Origin of the sequence: Leeuwenhoekiella sp. ZYFB001 (assembly GCF_011784865.1) — a bacterium.
Taxonomy (GTDB): Bacteria; Bacteroidota; Bacteroidia; order Flavobacteriales; family Flavobacteriaceae; genus Leeuwenhoekiella; species Leeuwenhoekiella palythoae.
Genome location: NZ_CP050460.1, coordinates 3910089 through 3930160 on the forward strand (window position 1 = coordinate 3910089; position 20072 = coordinate 3930160).

The 20072-nt window shown below is 36.7% G+C and carries 12 protein-coding genes and 1 tRNA gene; 7 read left to right on the forward strand and 6 right to left on the reverse strand.

Annotated elements, in window-relative coordinates; all coding sequences use genetic code 11:
* Nucleotides 1-666: 666 nt before the first annotated feature.
* Nucleotides 667-3576 (reverse strand): triple tyrosine motif-containing protein, encoded by a 2910-nt coding sequence (locus HCN54_RS16815; protein WP_167598709.1) that lies wholly within the window; start codon nucleotides 3574-3576, stop codon nucleotides 667-669.
* A gap of 269 nt (nucleotides 3577-3845) precedes the next feature.
* Between HCN54_RS16815 and HCN54_RS16820 the strand changes: the two genes are divergently transcribed.
* From HCN54_RS16820 to HCN54_RS16850, 7 genes are all read left to right on the forward strand, one after another.
* Complete coding sequence (locus HCN54_RS16820; protein ID WP_167598710.1) at nucleotides 3846-6962, forward strand: SusC/RagA family TonB-linked outer membrane protein; 3117 nt, start codon at nucleotides 3846-3848, stop codon at nucleotides 6960-6962.
* A 10-nt stretch (nucleotides 6963-6972) separates the two neighbouring features.
* On the forward strand, nucleotides 6973-8487 hold the full coding sequence (locus HCN54_RS16825; RefSeq protein WP_072981519.1) for a RagB/SusD family nutrient uptake outer membrane protein: 1515 nt from the start codon (nucleotides 6973-6975) through the stop codon (nucleotides 8485-8487).
* A gap of 17 nt (nucleotides 8488-8504) precedes the next feature.
* Nucleotides 8505-9362, forward strand: a complete 858-nt coding sequence (locus tag HCN54_RS16830; protein WP_167598711.1) for a hypothetical protein — start codon at nucleotides 8505-8507, stop codon at nucleotides 9360-9362.
* A gap of 61 nt (nucleotides 9363-9423) precedes the next feature.
* Nucleotides 9424-10899, forward strand: coding sequence for a glycoside hydrolase family 30 protein (locus tag HCN54_RS16835; RefSeq protein WP_240924912.1), 1476 nt, complete (start codon nucleotides 9424-9426; stop codon nucleotides 10897-10899).
* A 2-nt stretch (nucleotides 10900-10901) separates the two neighbouring features.
* On the forward strand, nucleotides 10902-12644 hold the full coding sequence (locus HCN54_RS16840; RefSeq protein ID WP_167598712.1) for a cellulase family glycosylhydrolase: 1743 nt from the start codon (nucleotides 10902-10904) through the stop codon (nucleotides 12642-12644).
* 8 nt (nucleotides 12645-12652) lie between these two features.
* On the forward strand, nucleotides 12653-14053 hold the full coding sequence (locus tag HCN54_RS16845) for a glycoside hydrolase family 30 protein (RefSeq protein WP_167598713.1): 1401 nt from the start codon (nucleotides 12653-12655) through the stop codon (nucleotides 14051-14053).
* A 10-nt stretch (nucleotides 14054-14063) separates the two neighbouring features.
* Nucleotides 14064-15506, forward strand: coding sequence for a glycoside hydrolase family 30 protein (locus HCN54_RS16850; RefSeq protein WP_167598714.1), 1443 nt, complete (start codon nucleotides 14064-14066; stop codon nucleotides 15504-15506).
* Nucleotides 15507-16001: 495 nt separating this feature from the next.
* Here the strand turns inward: HCN54_RS16850 and HCN54_RS16855 are convergent, their stop codons facing one another.
* From HCN54_RS16855 to trxA, 5 genes are all read right to left on the reverse strand, one after another.
* Nucleotides 16002-17240, reverse strand: coding sequence for a site-specific integrase (locus HCN54_RS16855; RefSeq protein WP_167598715.1), 1239 nt, complete (start codon nucleotides 17238-17240; stop codon nucleotides 16002-16004).
* A gap of 253 nt (nucleotides 17241-17493) precedes the next feature.
* Nucleotides 17494-17567: transfer RNA gene (locus tag HCN54_RS16860), tRNA-Asp, on the reverse strand.
* Between the two features lie 113 nt (nucleotides 17568-17680).
* Entirely contained in the window at nucleotides 17681-18610 is a 930-nt protein-coding gene (locus tag HCN54_RS16865; RefSeq protein WP_167598953.1) for a DUF58 domain-containing protein, read from the reverse strand.
* A gap of 111 nt (nucleotides 18611-18721) precedes the next feature.
* Nucleotides 18722-19267, reverse strand: a complete 546-nt coding sequence (locus tag HCN54_RS16870; RefSeq protein WP_167598716.1) for a ClpP family protease — start codon at nucleotides 19265-19267, stop codon at nucleotides 18722-18724.
* A 263-nt stretch (nucleotides 19268-19530) separates the two neighbouring features.
* On the reverse strand, nucleotides 19531-19848 hold the full coding sequence (trxA, locus tag HCN54_RS16875) for a thioredoxin (RefSeq protein ID WP_072981533.1): 318 nt from the start codon (nucleotides 19846-19848) through the stop codon (nucleotides 19531-19533).
* Between the last annotated feature and the right edge of the window lie 224 nt (nucleotides 19849-20072).

The window sequence follows — 20072 nt, forward strand, 5'->3', positions numbered from 1 at the left end:
TCGATTGAAAATAGAAGTCATTACTACTTTCAAATAGGCAAGTGTGGTTTTGATATATATTGCCGTTAGTGCCAAGCCTAAAGATTCATTAGGTTTCCGTGATGAAATTAGATAGAGATGCAAACGAATTAATTCTTACTCCATTGCAGGTGATGTATTCCATTATCGATGGGCTGCTAGACGATGCTTAAGAGTGATTCAGCCATCTTCAAATCTGGGGAATCTTACAATTCAACAAAAAGCGATTGTTAATTCTTCTTATAAATCATATAAGTCAAAGGCTAAGGACGATATGTATTTGCTGTCAAATCATCACGATGCGTTTATTATATCCGTCTAAAACTGCAGTGGCTAGGGATTTTAAATACATTTTTGATTAGTATTTAGCCTGGTATGCCCTTATATTTCTGATAAAACCTATAAGGGGACCTCCTGAAGCATTGCTTGAGTGGCAAAGCTGTTTCGGGCTACGTATGCCGTGAGGGTCTGTTGAATCGGGGATGATTCTGGATTTCTGGTAAGCCTAATCTATAAATTCTCACTCACTGATGTATAACAAATTCACCAAAATGATTGAGAACTTTAGGTAAAAAAGAGCGGAGTAATATATGCATTAGCTAGCCATAATTTGAAGAATTTTCGATAAGCATTTAAAATAGTGATTGTTTAGGCTGCCGATTTAGAAAGATTTTCTAAAAAGCTATTAAAGTTTTCATCATTTACATCTAGTTTTTTTCTTACGCGATATCGAGCTGTTTCTACTCCTCGAATGGAAATATTCAATAGTGGTGCAATTTCCTTGTTTGTAAGATTCATTTTTACAAATGCGCATAAGCGTAATTCTCTTTTTGAAATTCCGGGATCGATTTCTTTAAGTTTTTTAAAAAAGTTTTCGTGTACTTTTTCAAAATGTACGTCAAAGACATTAAGATACTCTTCACCCATTCTATGTTGATTCAGATTAAACAAAACTTCTTGAAGTCTTTTACGTGCTGCTTGGGTTTTAAGCGAATTTTTAAAATCTTTTAGAGCATTAAATGTATCAGTAAATATTTCTTTCTTTTTTACTAAAAGCATAGTGTAATTTGCCAATTCTTTACTTTTTGTAAGATTGTCTTGTTCTAGTTGTTCCTTATGTTTTTTTATACGGGCTTTGTCTTTTTCAAGCTTTAACTGTTCAATTTCTAACTCGAGAAGTTTTTTTGACTTTGCCGCAGCAAGTTTTTCTTTTTGTCGTTCTCGATCTATTTTTTTATTCACTAGGCGCCTGGTAATAAATAAGGCAACTATAAAACTGAGTATATATAAAAGGTAAGCCAACCTGGTGCTATACCATGGTTGAGGAATACTAAAACTCAGAGAGGCTTCTTCTGCAGTTTGACCAAGGTAATTGCGACTTCTAACCTTAAAAGTGTAGGACCCTGGAGCAGGATGCGTGTATTCTTTAAATGCATTGGTCGACCAAGACGACCAATTAGAGTCTATGCCGTCAAGCATATATTGAAACTCTTTCTGAGATGATGGGGTTAAACGAGGTGCAGCAAATTCAAACCGAAGCATTTCAATATTTGTAGGGAGTTGCTCGGTATTTTTTAATGCAATAGAACTAGAAATTTGACCTTTCTCTTTATAACTTACATTTCTAAGGATTGTTTTTGCAGAACTTAAGTTTCTCTTTGATAAATCAAATAGAAACACACCATTTGTTGCACCTATAAGTACGTGATGATTATCAAGAGGTAATATGCTTTCCATTCCTCTATTCAAATAACCTTTTAAATCTAAGAAAAGGTTTTTATGTAATTTATTTTCTTCATTTTTCTTAAAATATCCTACTTCATCATCTTGAACAAACCATACTTTGTCGCTATGTTGTAGCAATTTGCGCGTGTTAAGTTTCGGGTTCAAAATTGAATTCAGTGAGTCGTGAGGTGTAAACAGGGTATTTTCATTGTCAAAAGTGTAAACTCCTGTATTCGTAGTAAAAATAATATCCTTGTCGAAGGCTGTTACATTAACATTAAATGAGGATTGAAGACCATTTTGGTCAGTATAATGTTCAACAGCAAAGACCCTAGTTAATTCTGGATTTAGTTTAAGCTTATAAACACCTTTATATCCGTGACAGATCCAAAAGTTTGTAGACGAATCAATTTGAAGAATGTCCCTACTAGATTCTTCAAAGCCTTTAATTTTATTACCTATGATCCAAGAATCATTATAAGATAATGGGTAAATACCGGAATATGTTGCTGCTAAGAAGGTATTATCATAACCCTTAAGTTTTAGTACTTTCCATATGCCATGAATAGTACCAATACGTTTAGGTCGAAAATTAGTTAAGCGAAAAAGTCCTTTATCATGACCAACTAAGATTTCACCATTTAGTTGTTGAATTGACCAAGCTTGACCTTCTAAGTCAGGGATTTTTTTGAAGTTGAGATCGTTTGTTGAATAGGTGTCGATGTCAAATAGGCTATAGTATACGCCAGTATTTGTGGCGAGGTATAAATAACCCTCAAAAATATGCATGTCAGATATTGAAGAGCTGTCGAAAAGTTGAGATATAGGAGAATTGAACTCGACAAAATCAATACCATTATTCATTAAAACCCAAATACGATCCTTATCTATTTGTGGATAAATAGAAAGAATGGTTGAATTGTTAAGTTTTGAAAAACTAATGTCAGTAGTTTCTAATTCAAAATTTTGATTGATTTTTAAAATTTTACTTGATAAAGTCCCTAAAAGATAATGATCTTTAAAAGAGACTGCCGTTAGAATTAGTTCTTGTTGTTCTTTTTTAAATAGACTTTTAATAAAGGTTATTTTCTTCGTCGCGCGATTGGCAAGATAGAGTTCGCCGTTCTTGGTAAGTATCACTAGTTCTTCTTTAACTTTTGTGGGTAAGAACGCTATGATAGAGGAAGACAAATTATCAGCCTTAAATAGTAGTTGTAAATTAGAAGAGCTAGGATCGTATTCAAATATACCAGTACCTTGATCCTGCACATATAAGTGACCGTTGACAGTCCCTGAATATAAAAAATTAGAATTGGCTTTTATATGTGTCGTGGTATTGTCTGAAACTACTATTAATTCTCTGAATGTTCTGTATATAATAGCATCCTTAAAATTATGAGCTTGCCAAAAATTTTCTAAGTTGTCCGTTTCTAATTGTAATTCGTCAACTTGAGAGGCATAGAAGTAGTTTCCATTTTTATCTTTTTTTATAACACCTATTTCATTGTAACCACCTACGTGAATGACATTGTTATTGTCTTTTACTAAGCTTCGTACAGTAGAGTGATTGGGTAAGGTTAGTTTTTGCCATCGTTCACCATCATAGATTATAACTCCATCATTATTTCCAAAGTAAAGAATTCCATCATCGTCTTCTGTCATAGTCCAAAATTGTCCATCGCCTTCAAAATCTGTTCGATCGTAATGGGTAATCTTGGGTATAACTCCATCCAATTTGGTTTGCTCTTGTGCAATGCTATAGGTGCAGCAGAATAGCATGCACATAATATAGTTTAAGAAAGCATCAGGATATTTATGTAGTTCTTGAGGCATTAATATGGTGTTTTCAAAAAATTAATACTTTTTTACATTTTTAATGTATTGAAATACAGTGGTTAATAAAAAATGAAGTAGTTGTGGTGTAGTTGTTTAACATTGTGACGTATCGCAAGTGTAGTGCTTTTTTAAATCATACGTTTATTACATCCTAATTTTGATCCATACAATCTTAATAAGAAAACGTTTTCGTTGTCAATATTATTGAGAATATGACAATGTTAATCTTTTTGATTGCAAGAATCAACTTTTAAAAATTTAATCGAATGAGAATTAAAAACTACTTTTTAGTAATGTTTTTGTTAGCAGTGTCGGGTTTGAGTGCTCAAGTAAATACAATTACTGGGACTATTCTTGATGCAAATGCTATGCCTTTACCTGGTGCCAATATTTTGGTAAAGGGAAGTACTCAAGGTACACAAACTGATTTTGACGGTAATTTTAGTGTCGAGGCTAGCCCTGATGATATTCTAGTTATTTCTTATGTAGGCTTTGTGACTCGTGAAATATCAGTAGGACAACAAACAGATTTGAAAATAACCTTGGCTGAGGATGCAGCAGCTCTAGATGAGGTAGTGGTCGTGGGTTATGGAACTCAAAAAAAGAGTGTGGTTACCGGCGCAATCTCAAGTGTAAAAGCAAGCGAGATTGAAAATCTACCTAATAACCGTATTGAACAATCACTTCAAGGTAGAACTTCGGGGATTACTATTGCCGCTAACTCCGGTCAGCCTGGATCATCATCAACTATTCGCGTGCGTGGGATTACAAGTTTTGGTAACAACGAGCCACTTTGGGTTGTAGATGGGGTTATCGTGGATGCAGGTGGTATTGGTTATCTAAATCAGTCTGATATAGAGTCTATAGAAGTGCTTAAAGATGCAGCATCACAAGCGATTTATGGAGCAAGAGCTGCAGCAGGTGTGGTTTTGGTAACCACTAAAAAAGGAAAACTAGGTAAACTATCGGTAAGTTATAATGGTTTTACTGGATTGTCTGGTCCTGCTCGCAAGCTTGACCTGCTTAATGCCACTGAATACGCAACTCTTTTCAATGAAAAATATGCAAATGATTATTCTGGAGCGCCACAAGATTTTGCTTTACCTTTTCCTAACCCTGAAAGTCTTGGTGAGGGGACTGACTGGCAAGAGGTTATATTTAACAATAGTGCAAAAAAAGAAAATCATGAATTTAGTTTAAGTGGAGGAAATGATGTGTCCACGTTCTACATGTCTTTTGGCTATTTTGATCAAGAAGGTATTGTAGCTAAGGATATCTCAAGATACCGTAGACAAAATATAAGATTAAATTCAACTCATCATATCAATGATTTTATTACTGTAGGAGAAACGGTTGGATATTCTAATGAGAAAAGTACGGGGATTGGTAATACTAACAGCGAATTTGGAGGTCCCTTAAGTTCTGCAATCAATCTTGACCCAATAACACCTGTGGTTATTACAGATCCTGCTGTGGCTAACTCAGGACTATATACCAATGACGGGATCATTAGAGACCCTAATGGAAACCCATACGGAATTTCAAATCTTGTAATTCAAGAAATGACTAACCCATTAGCCTATACACAAACAAGATTAGGAAATTATGATTGGGCTGATAATTTTGTAGGTAATATTTATGTAAACCTTGAGCCTATTGAAGGACTCAATTTAAGAAGTACACTAGGAGGTAAACTCGCATACTATGGATATGAAAGCTTTACGCCAGTATCGTTTTTGAATACTTCAACTATAACCGCTCAGAATAATATATCTAGAGGTTCAAACAGAGGTTTTGGATGGAATATTGAGAACACGCTTTCTTATACAAAGCAGTTGGGTGATCACGATTTTACTATTTTGTTAGGTCAAGGCTCCTATTCTGAAAATGATACAAAAGGGGAGAATGTAACCTATAATGACATCCCAGTAAATAGTAGAGAAGATGCTGCGTTTATACAGGTGCCAGATGATCAAATAATTGCAAGCGCCTATATAGGCACAGAACATAGAGTTACCTCTTTATTCTCTCGTTTAAGCTATAACTACAAGGAGAAGTACATTTTTACCGGGATCATACGTCGTGATGGCTCATCTCGTTTTGGGGCTAATAATAAATATGGTTATTTCCCGTCATTCTCTCTAGGTTGGAATCCTGTTAATGAGGATTTCTGGAAAGAGAATGATTTTGTTAATCAATTCAAACTGCGAGGAGGTTATGGTGTTGTAGGTAGTGATGCTATTGGTGACTTTAGATACCTTTCTACCATAGGTGCGGGTCGTAATTACACCTTCGGAAATGTATCAGCAGTTGTTATTGGGAATAGCCCAAATGCGCCAGCTAATCCTGACTTAAAATGGGAAGAGACTAGACAAAGTAATATTGGTTTTGATGCTCGTTTCTTTAACACTCTTACCATGACGGTTGACTTCTATAACAAGAAAACGGTTGGAATTTTACAGGATGTACGTCTTCCTGGCTATGTAGGTGCAACAGGGAGTCCTGCTGCTAACGTAGCTGATATGGTTAATAAGGGATTTGATATTGAAATGGGATATTCTGATAGTTTTGGAGATCTAAATGTATCGCTTCGTGGTAACCTCTCATACCTTCAAAATGAAGTTGTTTATTTAGGTAATGGTATTGACTTCTTATCGGGTGGAGCAGGTTTTCAGTCGAGTACTTATCCTATCACGCGCACCGCAGTGGGGCAGCCTTATAATTCATTCTTCGGTTTCCAAACCCGAGGAATATTTCAAAATCAAGAAGAAATTGATTCTTATGTAAACTCAGAAGGTGTGGTTATTCAACCTAATGCAGTACCTGGAGATTTTAGATATGAGGATATTGATGACAGTGGCTCTATTAATGCAGACGATCGTAAATTTTTAGGAAGTTCAATTCCAAAATATACATTTGGTTTAACACTAAACCTTGACTATAAAAACTTTGACCTTTTAGTGTTCTCTCAAGGAGCGGCAGGTAATAAAATTTTTCAAGGCTTAAGACGACTTGATATTAGTAATGCAAATTATCAAACAGAAGCTTTAAACCGATGGACTGGTGAAGGAACATCAAATTCTTTTCCACGCTTAAGCAATGATGATAACAACAATAACTTCACAAATCCCTCAGATTTTTATTTAGAGAATGGAGATTACCTGCGCATCAAAACAATTCAACTGGGATATTCTCTGCCTAGAAATGTTATTGATAATGTAGGTCTTACAAGACTTAGGGTATATCTAACGGGAGAGAATCTATTCACATTTACAAAATACACAGGCTTCGACCCGGAAATTGGTGGTGGAATTTTTGGAATAGACCGAGGATTTTACCCACAGGCACGAACTGGTTTAGTAGGCCTTAATATTCAATTTTAAAACTAGAGTTATGAAACTAAAAACAATTTTATACCCTGCTGTTGGAATTTTAATTACCGCATCAGTGCTTTCATGTTCTAAAGATTATATCGAGCTAGATCCTTTAGGGCAGCCCTTAGTAGATAATTATTATTCAAATGAAGATGAAGCTTATTCAGGCTTAGTAGCTGTCTATGATATTATGGGTAAGCAGTCTAAGAGTTTTGAGAATATGATTACAATGATGAACGCAGGTTCTGACGATCATTTTGCAGGTGGGGGTGGACCATCAGATGGTGTTGGTATTCAATCTTTTTCAAATTATACTATTGATCCTGCAACGATTCCGGGAAGCTTCTGGAATGATTATTTTCAAGGGATTTTTAGAGCAAATATTTTGCTTCAAAAATTGCCAGAAGTGCCTATGGATGATGCACTTCGAGCAAGATTTACAGCTGAAGCAAAAGCCTTACGCGGTTATTATTATTTTGAGCTTGTAAGACTTTTTAGAAATGTGCCCTTGTTCACTGAGCCTATCCTGACTAGTGAAATTTATAATGTAGAACAGGCGGCTCCTGAGGCTGTTTATGCGCAAATAGAAACAGACCTTAGCGAAGCATTTCAAGATTTACCTGCACGTATTACTGATTTAGAAAATGAGGCAGGCCGTTTAACTCAAGGTAGTGTACAGGCTCTTTTGGGAAAAGTATATCTCTATCAAGGCAAAAATCAATTGGCAGCACAAGAATTATCAGAAGTTAATGGTACTCCCGGAGGAACCAGTAAATATGGTTATCAGCTGGTAGCAAACTTTGAAGATCTCTTTAACCTGAACAATACGTTTAATTCAGAATCAATACTTGAACTGGCAGCCACAAGTCTTGCAAATGTAGACTACAATGTATGGGGCGGAGGTCAAAATGAAGGTAATACAGTCAACCAAATGGTTGGTCCTAGAGGATATTCACGCACAGCAGGTTCTAATGCACCTGACTATGCGGGTGGTTGGAGTTTTAATACGGTAACTCAAGGCCTATATGATGTCTTAGATGGCGACCCTAGATTTGACGCAACCATTGCTGATCTAAAAGCATTAGAAGCAGCAGGGGAAGCAACATACACTCCAGGTAATAAGGATACAGGATATTTTCTGAAAAAGTTTATGCCTCTCAATGCAGATAAGTCTACTGGTGGTGGAAATGTTGAATTGAACTATAGACAGAATGTCTACATCATTCGATTAGCTGATACCTATCTTTTAGAAGCTGAAGCTCTTGGTGCAAGTGGAGCAAGAGCGCAAGCATTGCTTGATGCCGTTCGAGCACGTGTTGGTCTGGCACCGGTACCAGTGAGTATGGATAATATCATGTTAGAACGCAGACGTGAATTAGCAGGAGAAGGGCATAGATGGTTTGACTTAGTGCGCACCGGAAGAGCCGCATCAGCATTGTCAGATCGTGGATTTACAGCGGGTAAAAATGAAATCCTACCTATTCCATTAAATGAATTAGAAAACACACTTATTGTTCAAAACCCTAATTACTAATTGAAAATCTTAAAGTTATGAGATTAAATACTATAAAATCACCTTTGTACTTTTTATTAGGTGCGTTGGTATTCTTTTCGGCCTGTCAACCAGAAGAAGTAACTGATGGTAACGGTTTGAGTGATTCTAATGTAGACGCCTCTTTTACCATTGAATCTGTAAGCGGAGAACCCAATCGTTTTGTGCTTAGCGCAAATCGTGAGAATGTTTTAAAATTTCTATGGAATACCGGCGATGGGTTTTATGAAGGAGCTGCTACAGAAGAGCTCTTTTTGCCAGATGCTGGTACTTATTCAATAACACATCAAGCATACGGCCGTGGAGGAATTATAAATGAGACATCACAAGATGTAATAGTGGCCACTTCAGATCCAGTAGCAGGTAATTTAATTAAGGGCGGTAGCTTTCAAACACAAGCTGATCACGATGAGTGGACCATATTGCAGATTAGCGATTCGGGAACTTACTGGACCTTCAACGAAGGAAGTGCAAACGTTGTTGGATCTGGTTATAATCAGCAGGGTATTTATCAGGCTATTGAAGTTGAAGCAAATAAGGACTATACCGTTGATATGAAAGTATTTGGGAGTGGTGCCACAAACACGTGGTTTGAAGTATATGTTTCATCAACGCCCCCTGTACAAAATCAAGATTATTCTGCTGAGGGCCGTAGAATGGGCCTTAGTACTTGGGATGGTTGTGCAAATGGCCCCTTTGAAGGAAAGCTTTCTAATGTTGGTTGTGTAGGATCAGGTAACACGGTGAATTTTTCCGAAGATGGTACTGTTTATCTAGTCATTAAAAGTGGTGGAGAAAACATGGGGTCTACAGGTATCTCAATCACCAACGTAGAGTTTAGAGGTAGTGTGAATTAGCCTTAGATATACACTGCTGGCTTATGCCGGTGGTGTATTTTTTTATACCTAAAAATTGAATATGAAAAATACACGCATATATCTTATACGATGGAGCTTTTTTATGCTTTTATCTGTAATAGGCTTCGGGTGCTCTTCTTCTTCAACAGAAGAGGAAATCACTGAAGAGCCAGAGCAGCCCGAAACTCCTAGTCCTCCAGCTAGTGAAACTAACGATATGGATTTTTGGTTAACCAAAGGGGATCGAAGCGTTACGCTAAAGAAGCAAGACGATATCCTTAGTTTTAACAGCAATCCTAATGGTAATGCTACTATTAGCGTAGATGCAACTACAACATATCAAACCATTGATGGTTTTGGTTTTTCATTAACCGGCGGTAGTGCTGAGGTTATCAATTCATTATCTGCAGCTGACAGACAAAATTTACTGCAAGAGCTATTTGGTCAAGATGCAAGTGATATAGGGATTAGTTATTTGAGAATAAGTGTTGGAGCATCTGATTTAAATGCAGAACCATTTACTTATAATGATTTACCGTCGGGTGAGACAGATCTGGATTTGTCAGAATTCAGCTTAGAAAAGGACCGCGGAGTTATAGACTTGCTAAAAGAAGTTTTAGAAATAAATCCAAATATTAAAATTATGTCTTCTCCTTGGACCGCTCCTACTTGGATGAAAGATAATAATAGCTTTGTTGGAGGTAGACTAAAAGAAGAATACTATCAAGTATATGCAGCTTATTGGGTAAAATATTTAAACGCTATGAAAGCTGAGGGAATTACTATAGATGCGCTTACTCCACAAAATGAACCTCTTCACGGAGGTAATAATCCAAGTATGGAAATGTCTGCCAGCGAGCAAACTGAATTCATTAAAAATAACTTAGGTCCTGCTTTAAGAGAAGCAGGAATAGACACTAAAATTGTCATCTATGACCACAATTGCGATAATCCTCAGTATCCCATTTCAATTCTTAATGACGCAGAAGCCAATGCTTACGTAGATGGTTCTGCCTTTCACCTCTATGCTGGGGATATCGCTGCTTTATCTACTGTACATAATGCATTTCCTGAAAAAAATGTTTACTTCACCGAGCAATACAATTCATCCACAGATGAATTTGCAGGCACTTTGAAATGGCATTTAAAAAATGTGATCATTGGCTCTATGAGAAACTGGAGCAAAAATGCGCTGGAGTGGAATCTTGCGAACGATGCTACTTTTGGTCCCCATACAGAGGGAGGCTGTATTATTTGCAAAGGAGCCTTGACTATTAATGGATCTTCAATTACTAGAAATGTGGGATACTATATAGTAGCTCAAGCCTCAAAGTTTGTGCCTGCGGGTTCAACTCGTATAGCAAGTTCTATTCAGGGAGCGTTACAGAATGTAGCTTTTAGCACTCCAGATGGCAAAAAAGTTCTCATTGTTGAAAATGATGGGGATACTAATTTACCTTTTAATATAAAGGAAAATGGTAAGTGGATCACGACTTCCTTAGACGCTGGGGCAGTAGGAACATATATCTGGGAGTAAGTATGAGTATTAAAATTTTAAAAGTTTGTTTAATAATATTACTTCTAGTTCAAGTTGAAGGGACTAGTCAAGGCTTTTTGAAAGCAGAACAAACCCAAATTGTTAATGCTAAAGGAGATCCTGTAATTCTTCGGGGAATTGGTTTGGGAGGCTACATGCTACAAGAAGGATATATGCTCAAAGTTCCTTTTTCTGGGCAACAGTATATATTTAAAGAACATGTACAAAAGCTAATAGGAAAAGAGAAAACAGAAGAGTTTTATGACGCCTGGCGTGAAAACCATATACAAAAGCGTGATGTAGATTCTTTAAAAAAATGGGGGTTTAATTCCATACGTTTACCCTTGCATTACAATTTGTTTACACTTCCGGTTGAGGATGAAATTGAATTGGGGGAAAACACTTGGCTTGAAGAAGGATTCAAATTAACAGATTCATTACTTTCTTGGTGTAAGGCAAATAAAATGTATTTGATTTTAGATATGCACGCAGCACCAGGAGGGCAAGGTCATGATGTGAATATTTCAGATAGAGATCCAGATAAGCCATCACTATGGGAGAGTAAAGCAAATCAGGATAAACTCGTAGCAGTGTGGGAGAAATTAGCTGAGCGATATAAAGATGAAGTGTGGATTGGCGCGTATGATTTGCTTAATGAACCCAATTGGACCTTTGAACCTAATAAAAACCAAAATGGTATAGAGGATACTCATAATAAGCCATTACGAGAATTATTGGTTAGGCTTACTCAAGCAGTTCGCAAAATTGATACTAATCATATAGTAATTATTGAGGGCAACGGATGGGGTAATAATTATCGTGGAATGTTACCACCATGGGATGATAACATGGTTCTTAGTTTTCATAAATATTGGAATTATAACGACACCTCTTCTATTCAGCAGTTTTTAGACTATCGTAAACAATATAATGTGCCTATATGGCTAGGGGAATCCGGAGAGAATTCTAATGTTTGGTTTAAAGATGCTATAACATTAATGGAGCAAAATAGAATCGGTTGGTGTTGGTGGCCCTTAAAAAAACTTGGACATAATAACCCCTTAGAAATTAAAATTAATGAGGGCTATCAACACTTGTTGAATTATTGGTCAAAAAAGGCCAAAAAACCTTCAGAAGAAGAAGCTTACGCAGCTTTGATGCAATTAACAGAGAATTTAAAAATTGAGAACTGTATCGTGCATTATGATGTTTTGGATGCTATGCTAAGGCAACCTAATAGTCAACAGGCAATCCCGATGGCCTCAAATGAGTTAGAAAATGAATTGCTAATTGAAGCTGTTGATTACGATTTGGGAGCAGAAGGAGTAGCTTATCAAGATAATGTTTCTGCAAATTATCATATTTCTACAGGCGGTAATCGACAAAGTTGGAATTTGGGTAGAACGTACCGTAATGATGGAGTGGATATCTTTTTAGACTCTGCCGGTTTAGAATATGTAGGCGATCTAGAAAAAGGAGAATGGATGCAATATACTATAGAAGTTAAGGAACCAGACTTGTATACAATTGTATTTAATGTTAACTCATCAAATGAGAAGGGTAAATTATCAGCTTTGGTTAATACAGAAATTACAAAGCAAATTTCTATAGCAAATACTTTAAACAATTGGGATTGGACAAGACCAGTGTCAATACCTCTTAAACGTGGACAAAATAAAATCAAGATTTTAATAGATAGTGGAGGTTTTAATCTAAAGACTATCAAAATCAGTAAAACTAAGTAATTTCCTAAATGAGACTTAATCTATTCCCCTACCTATTGACGTGTTTTTTTATAATACTCAGTTGTACAAAAGAAACAAATAATTCAGACGAAGCAATCCTGTATTTGACTTCTCTTGATAAAAAGTCACTTTTAGAGAAACAAGAGATTAACGCGCATAGTATTGATACTTCTCTGATTGATAAGGTCATTAAGGTTACAGATAGTGTGCAATATCAAATTATGGATGGTTTCGGTTACACTCTAACAGGAGGCAGCGCCATGCTAATTCATAAGATGAGTAAATCAGCGCGAAGCGGATTATTAAATGAACTTTTTTCTAAGGAAGGTCTGGGAGTTAGTTATCTGCGATTAAGCATTGGAGCATCTGACCTTGATTCTGCTCCTTTCTCTTACAATGATCTTCCAAAAGGTAAAACTGATGTGGATCTTGAAAAGTTTTCACTAGCTCAAGATACAGTGCACTTGCTACCTGTATTGAAGGAAATTTTATCCATTAATCCTCAAATAAAATTTTTAGGGTCACCTTGGTCACCACCGGTTTGGATGAAGGATAATCAAGATACTAGAGGCGGAAGTTTATTGCCTGAATATTATCAAGTGTACGCCAACTATCTTATCAAATATATTCAAGCTATGATGGCGAAAGGAATTGAAATAGACGCGATTACTATTCAGAATGAACCTTTACATCCTGGTAATAATCCGAGTTTATTGATGAAAGCCCCACAGCAAGCAGATTTGATAAAAAATCATTTAGGTCCGGCTTTTAAGAATGAAGGTATAGATACTAAAATCATCATTTATGATCATAATGCAGACCGTCCTGATTACCCTATTAATATTTTAAATGACCCAGAAGCGGCAAAGTTTATAGACGGTTCTGCTTTTCATCTTTATGGAGGTGAAATAGAAGCTTTAAGCGAGGTTCACCAAGCGCATCCCGATAAGCACCTGTACTTTACAGAGCAATGGGTTGGAGCGCCAGGAGATTTCTCAAAAGAGCTTACTTGGCATATAGAAAATCTCATCATTGGAGCACCACGCAATTGGAGTAAAACTGTCTTGGAATGGAATTTAGCCGCAGATCAAAATCAGAATCCCCACACAGATCGGGGTGGCTGTGATCGTTGTTTGGGAGCAGTTACTATCAATGGGGATAAAGTAACCAGAGAGCCCGCGTACTATATCATAGGGCAAGCCTCTAAGTTTGTTCCTCCAGGTTCTGTTAGAATAGCTTCAACTTTAGTTGAAGAAATACCCAATGTATCGTACAAAACGCCAGATGGTCAGATAGTAACAATTTTGCAGAATACTTCTGAGAAAGAGAAGGAGATTCTAATTAAAAGCGATCAAGCTAACATACATCTTAAACTTGCTGCAGGAGATATTGGCACACTGGTGTTTTAATTTAATATTTATGAAAAATTATAGTTATTTTTTGATCACGATGTTCTTAGGTATTTGCGTATCAGTAAGTGCTCAGAGCTCAGATTTTGCAGAAGGAGAAATAAAAGTTTATACGACTTCAGAAAACTCAAACTTAAGGCTTTCGGAAACACAAACCCTTAATTTTGAGGATGCCTCTCAACCTTTAGAGACAGAAATTTCTGTTTTTGTAAACACTTCTAAAACTTATCAAACTATTTTGGGTATTGGCGGTGCTATTACTGATGCTAGCGCAATAGTGTTTAATGGATTGAGTTCGATTAAACAACAAGAATTGTTAGATGCGTATTATGATAAAGAAAAAGGTATCGGCTACACCTTGTTGCGTACTACAATTCATAGCTCAGACTTTAGCCCCGAGAGTTATACTTATGTGACAGAAGGTGATGCCGAACTAAAGTCTTTTTCTATAGCCCATGATAAAGAATACCGTATTCCTATGATAAAGCGGGCTACCAAAACCGCTGGGGGAACATTAACCCTATATGTTAGCCCGTGGAGTCCACCAGCATTTATGAAAACAAATGGGTCGATGTTACGGGGTGGAAAATTAAAGCCTGAGTTTCGTCAAAATTGGGCGAATTACTATGCTAAATTTATAAAAGCATATGAGGCAGAAGGAATGCCTATATGGGGGCTAACTATTCAAAATGAACCGATGGCAACTCAAACTTGGGAGTCGTGTATTTACACTGCAGAGGAGGAAAGAGATTTTTTAAAGGATTATCTGGGCCCTACTTTAGAAAAGGAAGGATTGGGAAATAAAAATATTGTGGTTTGGGATCATAATAGGGACTTAATGGTAAATCGTTCTAATGTGATTTTTGAGGATAAGGAGGCCGCAAAATATGCTTGGGGAACAGGTTTTCATTGGTATGAAACCTGGACGGGAGCAGCACCTTTGTTTGAGAACGTAAATCGGGTTAAAGAAGCATTTCCAGATAAAAATCTAATGTTTACTGAAGGCTGCATTGAAAAGTTTGATTCAGAAAAATATCAGTATTGGCCTAATGGAGAACGTTATGGAGAGCAAATAATAAACGATTTAAACAACGGGACAGTTGCTTGGACAGATTGGAATATTCTATTAGACCAAAACGGAGGTCCCAATCACGTGGGTAATTTTTGCTTTGCACCAATTCATGCAGATACAACAACAGGAGATTTAATCTATACCCCTTCGTACTATTATTTGGGGCATTTCTCGAAATTTATTAGGCCTAAAGCCAAGCGTGTAGGTTCAGCTGTAAGTAGAAATGTTTTGTTAAGCACCTCTTTTGTAAATGACAATGGAACGATGGCTACAGTTGTAATGAATAAAACAAATGATCTGATCAAGTATACATTATATAAAAATAAATCTGAAGTTACTTTAGATATACCTGCCCATAGTATTCAGACTCTGATTTACTAAGTGTTTCTTGAAGTATGTTTCTTGTTTAACCCTGGATATATATCCGGGGTTAATTACATATTACAGAATTATAGATGTTATAATCTGGGTTGAAATATAAACCAAACCAAACTGACACAAATTTTATTGTATCTAAACTTATTTTTCAAAACGGAATTTTAAGGCTGTTTTGAGAAACTTTTTTTCTTTTCATAAGCAAGTTGTTCAGGCGACTTAGATCGTCAATCCTGAGGCTTTAAAACACTGTTATTTTTGAAGAGAGACATTTGTTTGAAATTATTAGCAGACTGAAAATAAAAAAGTTATATTTAAATTGCCATGGCATGTTTATATATGTTTTATAATGTTTATACATGTTTTATATAACGATTCACTACTTAGTGCGCTGGTTAGTGCAGTAGTAGGTTACCTCTAGATGCAGTACTTGGTGCATTTTGGTACATCTTCTAAATTTTAGAAGATGTTCAAATTGAATCAAATTTATATGGAGCTGGCTTAATTGATTTTTTCGCCTTTAGGATTGATTAATGTTCCTTGTTGTTTTAATAGTTCCATGTCTGAACTTATTTTAGAGTCCAAAACTTTAGCGTAAATCTGAGTGGTTTTTAGGGATGTATGCCCCAGCATTTTACTCACTGTTTCCATTGGCACTCCACGTGATAAAGTTACTGTTGTGGCAAATGTGTGCCGTGCTAAGTGCGTGGTTAGACTTTTATGGATTCCGCAAACATCTGCTATTTCTTTTAAGTATGCATTTGACTTTTGATTGGTAAGTACGGGAAGTAATTTTTGCTGCTCCGTTCTGCAAGAGTGATGTTTGTACTTTTCTAAAATTTCGAACGCTGTTGGTAATAGCGGAATACTGCTTAAAGTATTGGTTTTTTGCCGTTTTGTTTTTATCCATTGTTGACCATTAATTCCCGGAATGATATCATTAGGGCTTAGCTTATTTACATCGGCATACGCAAGGCCGGTAAAGCAGCAAAAGAGAAAAATATCGCGTACCTGTTCTAGGCGTGAAATTGAAAATTCTTTATGAGCGAGTTTATTTAATTCATCACTAGTTAAAAATTCTCGTTCCTTAGTTTGCCAACTGGATTTCCAATGAAAAAATGGGTCTTTGTCTACATATTGATTTGCTAAGGCTATACGCATAATTTTTTTAAAGTTCACGATGTATTTTGTCGCTGTATTGTGTGCGCAATTTTTTTCGGATTTTAAATAATGCTCGAATCCTGATATGAATTGGTAATCAATTTCTCTTAGCGGTATATCACCAGCTTTTTTCAGAAATAGTAAATAGTTTTCTAAATGAGTTCTAGCAGCCTTATAGCGTTGCAATGTACCTTGGGAATATCCTTTACCAACAAGGCTTTCAATACGGTCATTATGTTCTTGAAATATTTCAAGAAGACATCGTTGCTCATCATCTTTTCCTTGATAAATATCTCTTATAATTTGAGCAGAAATAGGTTTTCCCTCTCTTGAGAGTCTATCAAAAATTTCATAAACCTTTGTTCGAATATCATCTAAGTGTCTATTGATCATACGGGCCTCTGCGCTATACCCGGTCATTTTACCTAGCTTAGGATCCCATTTGTTTGAGGCTTTGTGATGCGTTGAAAATTCACTGCGTTTAGAATTAACCGTAATTCTGGCGTAAATCGTGGGATCTTTAAGAGATTTTCTCGCTGAAGTTTTCGGGTAGAAAAGGATAGAGATTGAAGTAGTCATAACTGATTGTCTTTTGATTAGGCAATCAAGGTACAAACTGCATATTTAAATTGTGTTAAAGAAATCGTGTAAGCGCCTTTATTTTAACACTTTATGAGGTTGCGCGGTGAGTCTTTTTGCAGAAAAAAAAGACTCACCGAATCGCGCACCTTTTTTCTGCAATTATTTGAATTTAAATGAGATTATAGGAAATAAAAAAGCCTGTAAATCATATGATTTACAGGCTGTTATAGGAATTTAGACCGATTCCTAGCGGTCTGGACGGGACTCGAACCCGCGACCCCCTGCGTGACAGGCAGATATTCTAACCAACTGAACTACCAGACCAATATTTTATGAACTTTACAAGAGCAGAAGCGTTGATCATTTCCTTTCTTGCGGGTGCAAATATACACGCATTTTTTAAGTGTGCAAACAAAAAATGAAAGTTTTTTTATTTCTTATAAAAACTGCTTCCGTTCTACTAGAAATGTACTCAAAATAGGAGCGAAGCCACGCTGTATATCAGCGTTTACATAGGTAATATTGTATTGCGCGCAGCGAAGTTTAATCGCTGAGAAATAGTCTTTTACTGCTTTGCTGTAACCCTCTTTCACATTGTCTGAGAAGATATCTATAAGTTTTCCGGTCTCGACATCTTCAAAGCGCTTAGGTGTACTGTCAAAATTAAAATTTAATTCGGTAGCGCTATCGTAGGTATGAAAAAGTACAACTTCGTGTTTATTATACTTCAAATGCTGCAGAGCCTCAAAGGTCTTTTCTTGCTGCAATTCATTTTGAAAAAGGTCACTAAACAAAAACACCAGCGAACGCCGCTTTAGCTTTTCAGCAATAAAATGCAAGTTGGCGTACGTGTCTGTTTTTTGTGATTTTTCAGATTTGATCAAAACCTGATTCAGTTGATCGAGTAGCATGTGATGATGACGCTCACTACCTTTTTCGGGGGCATAATATTCAAACTGCTCGGCATAAATACTGAGCCCTACCGCATCACGCTGTTTCTTCATCAATTGCATAATGGCCGCACTGGCCAGTACAGAAAAAGCAATTTTATTAGGTTTGTTTAAATCGGTTTGCTTCAGTGCAGGGTAGTGCATACTGCTGCTGTTGTCTAGTATGAGATGACAACGCAGGTTGGTTTCTTCCTCGTAGCGTTTGGTATATAACTTATCTGAACGTGCGTAGAGCTTCCAATCAATGTGTTTGGTGCTTTCACCTGTATTGTAAACTTTGTGCTCTGCAAATTCTGCAGAAAACCCGTGAAACGGACTCTTATGCATTCCGCTTATAAAACCTTCTACCACCTGACCGGCGAGCAGTTCCAAATTATTGAAACCTGCAATGCTGTTAAGATGCGCCTGAAGATCGATCACGTTTATGGTTTAGGTATCGGGGTTTGTTGAAGTTAGCAGTTTTCAGCCTCAGTAGGCAGCGTTTTTAAATTTTAAAATTGCTTACTGAGACTGACTGCTGTTTATTGATTAAAGAATTCCGTCTACGATTCCATAGGCAACAGATTCTTCTGCGCCCATCCAGTGGTCACGGTTAAAATCTTTCATCACTTTATCAAAGTCCTGGCCGCAGTTATCAGCAAGAATTTTTGCGCTCAACTCTTTGGTCTTTAAAATTTCCTGAGCTGTAATTTCGATATCACTCGCTTGTCCGCGAGCACCACCGCTAGGCTGATGAATCATCACACGGGCGTGCGGCTGAATAAAACGACGTCCTTTTTCACCTACCGAAAGTAAAATACTACCCATACTCGCAGCAAGACCAGTACAAATAGTAGAAACCGGACTCTTAATCGACTTGATCGTATCGTAGATTGAAAATCCTGAAGTCACGTATCCACCTGGACTGTTGATGTAAAATTGAATTTCTTCGTTGCTCAACGCGTCTAGATACAATAAGCGATCTACAACGTGCTTTGCGCTTTTATCGTCTACCTGACCCCATAAGAACACTTTGCGTTCTTCAAGTAATTTTGCGTCGATGAGGTCCTGTGGTTTTCCTTTTTTATTTTCCATTTTTTGAATTTTATTTAAACAGCCCTAAGGCTTTTTCTACAGATTAACGTACAAATTTTAGTCTAACAAGTATAAGCATTTAAGATATGAATTGCTTGTAAAATCTCGCAGAGACTGGCTAAATACTAGCTAAAAGTATACCTCGCAAACGGAGGCAGACAAGCCTTTGAGGATTAAACCCTTTAGCAGTGCTAATAAAAAAGGTCTGACGCAACGTCAGACCTTTTTTATAATGTACGTTTACTCAAACAAGAGTATAAGTCTTATAGTAAACCGTCAATAGCTTCTGTGTATACATTTTTAGGAGCAACACCTACTTGGCGACCTACTACTTCCCCGTCTTTAAACATCAAAACAGTTGGGATGTTACGTACGCCATATTTTGCAGCAAACTCCTGGTTAGCATCAACATCAAGCTTACCTACGACAGCTTTGCCGTCATACTCTGTGCTGATCTCTTCAATTACAGGTCCTACCATTCTACAAGGCCCACACCAAGCAGCCCAAAAGTCTACTAATACAGGCTTGTCTGATTGTAATACGGTTTCTTCAAAATTTGCGTCTGTTATTTCTAGTGCCATTTTAATTCTATTATTAGATTATTATGCAAAATTAGTCAATTATTTTTCCAAAGCTTACAACCAGCGAATTAGATTTGACTATGTTTTAATCAGTTAAATTGATTTTTAAAAGTTGCCGTTATATCTTTTTGGGCGTGCCCCAAGGGTCGGGCTATACGCTATATCTTTTTTACGGCTTTACGAGCCGTAAAAAAGGATGCCGCTACTATCCCTCACGCAAAGAC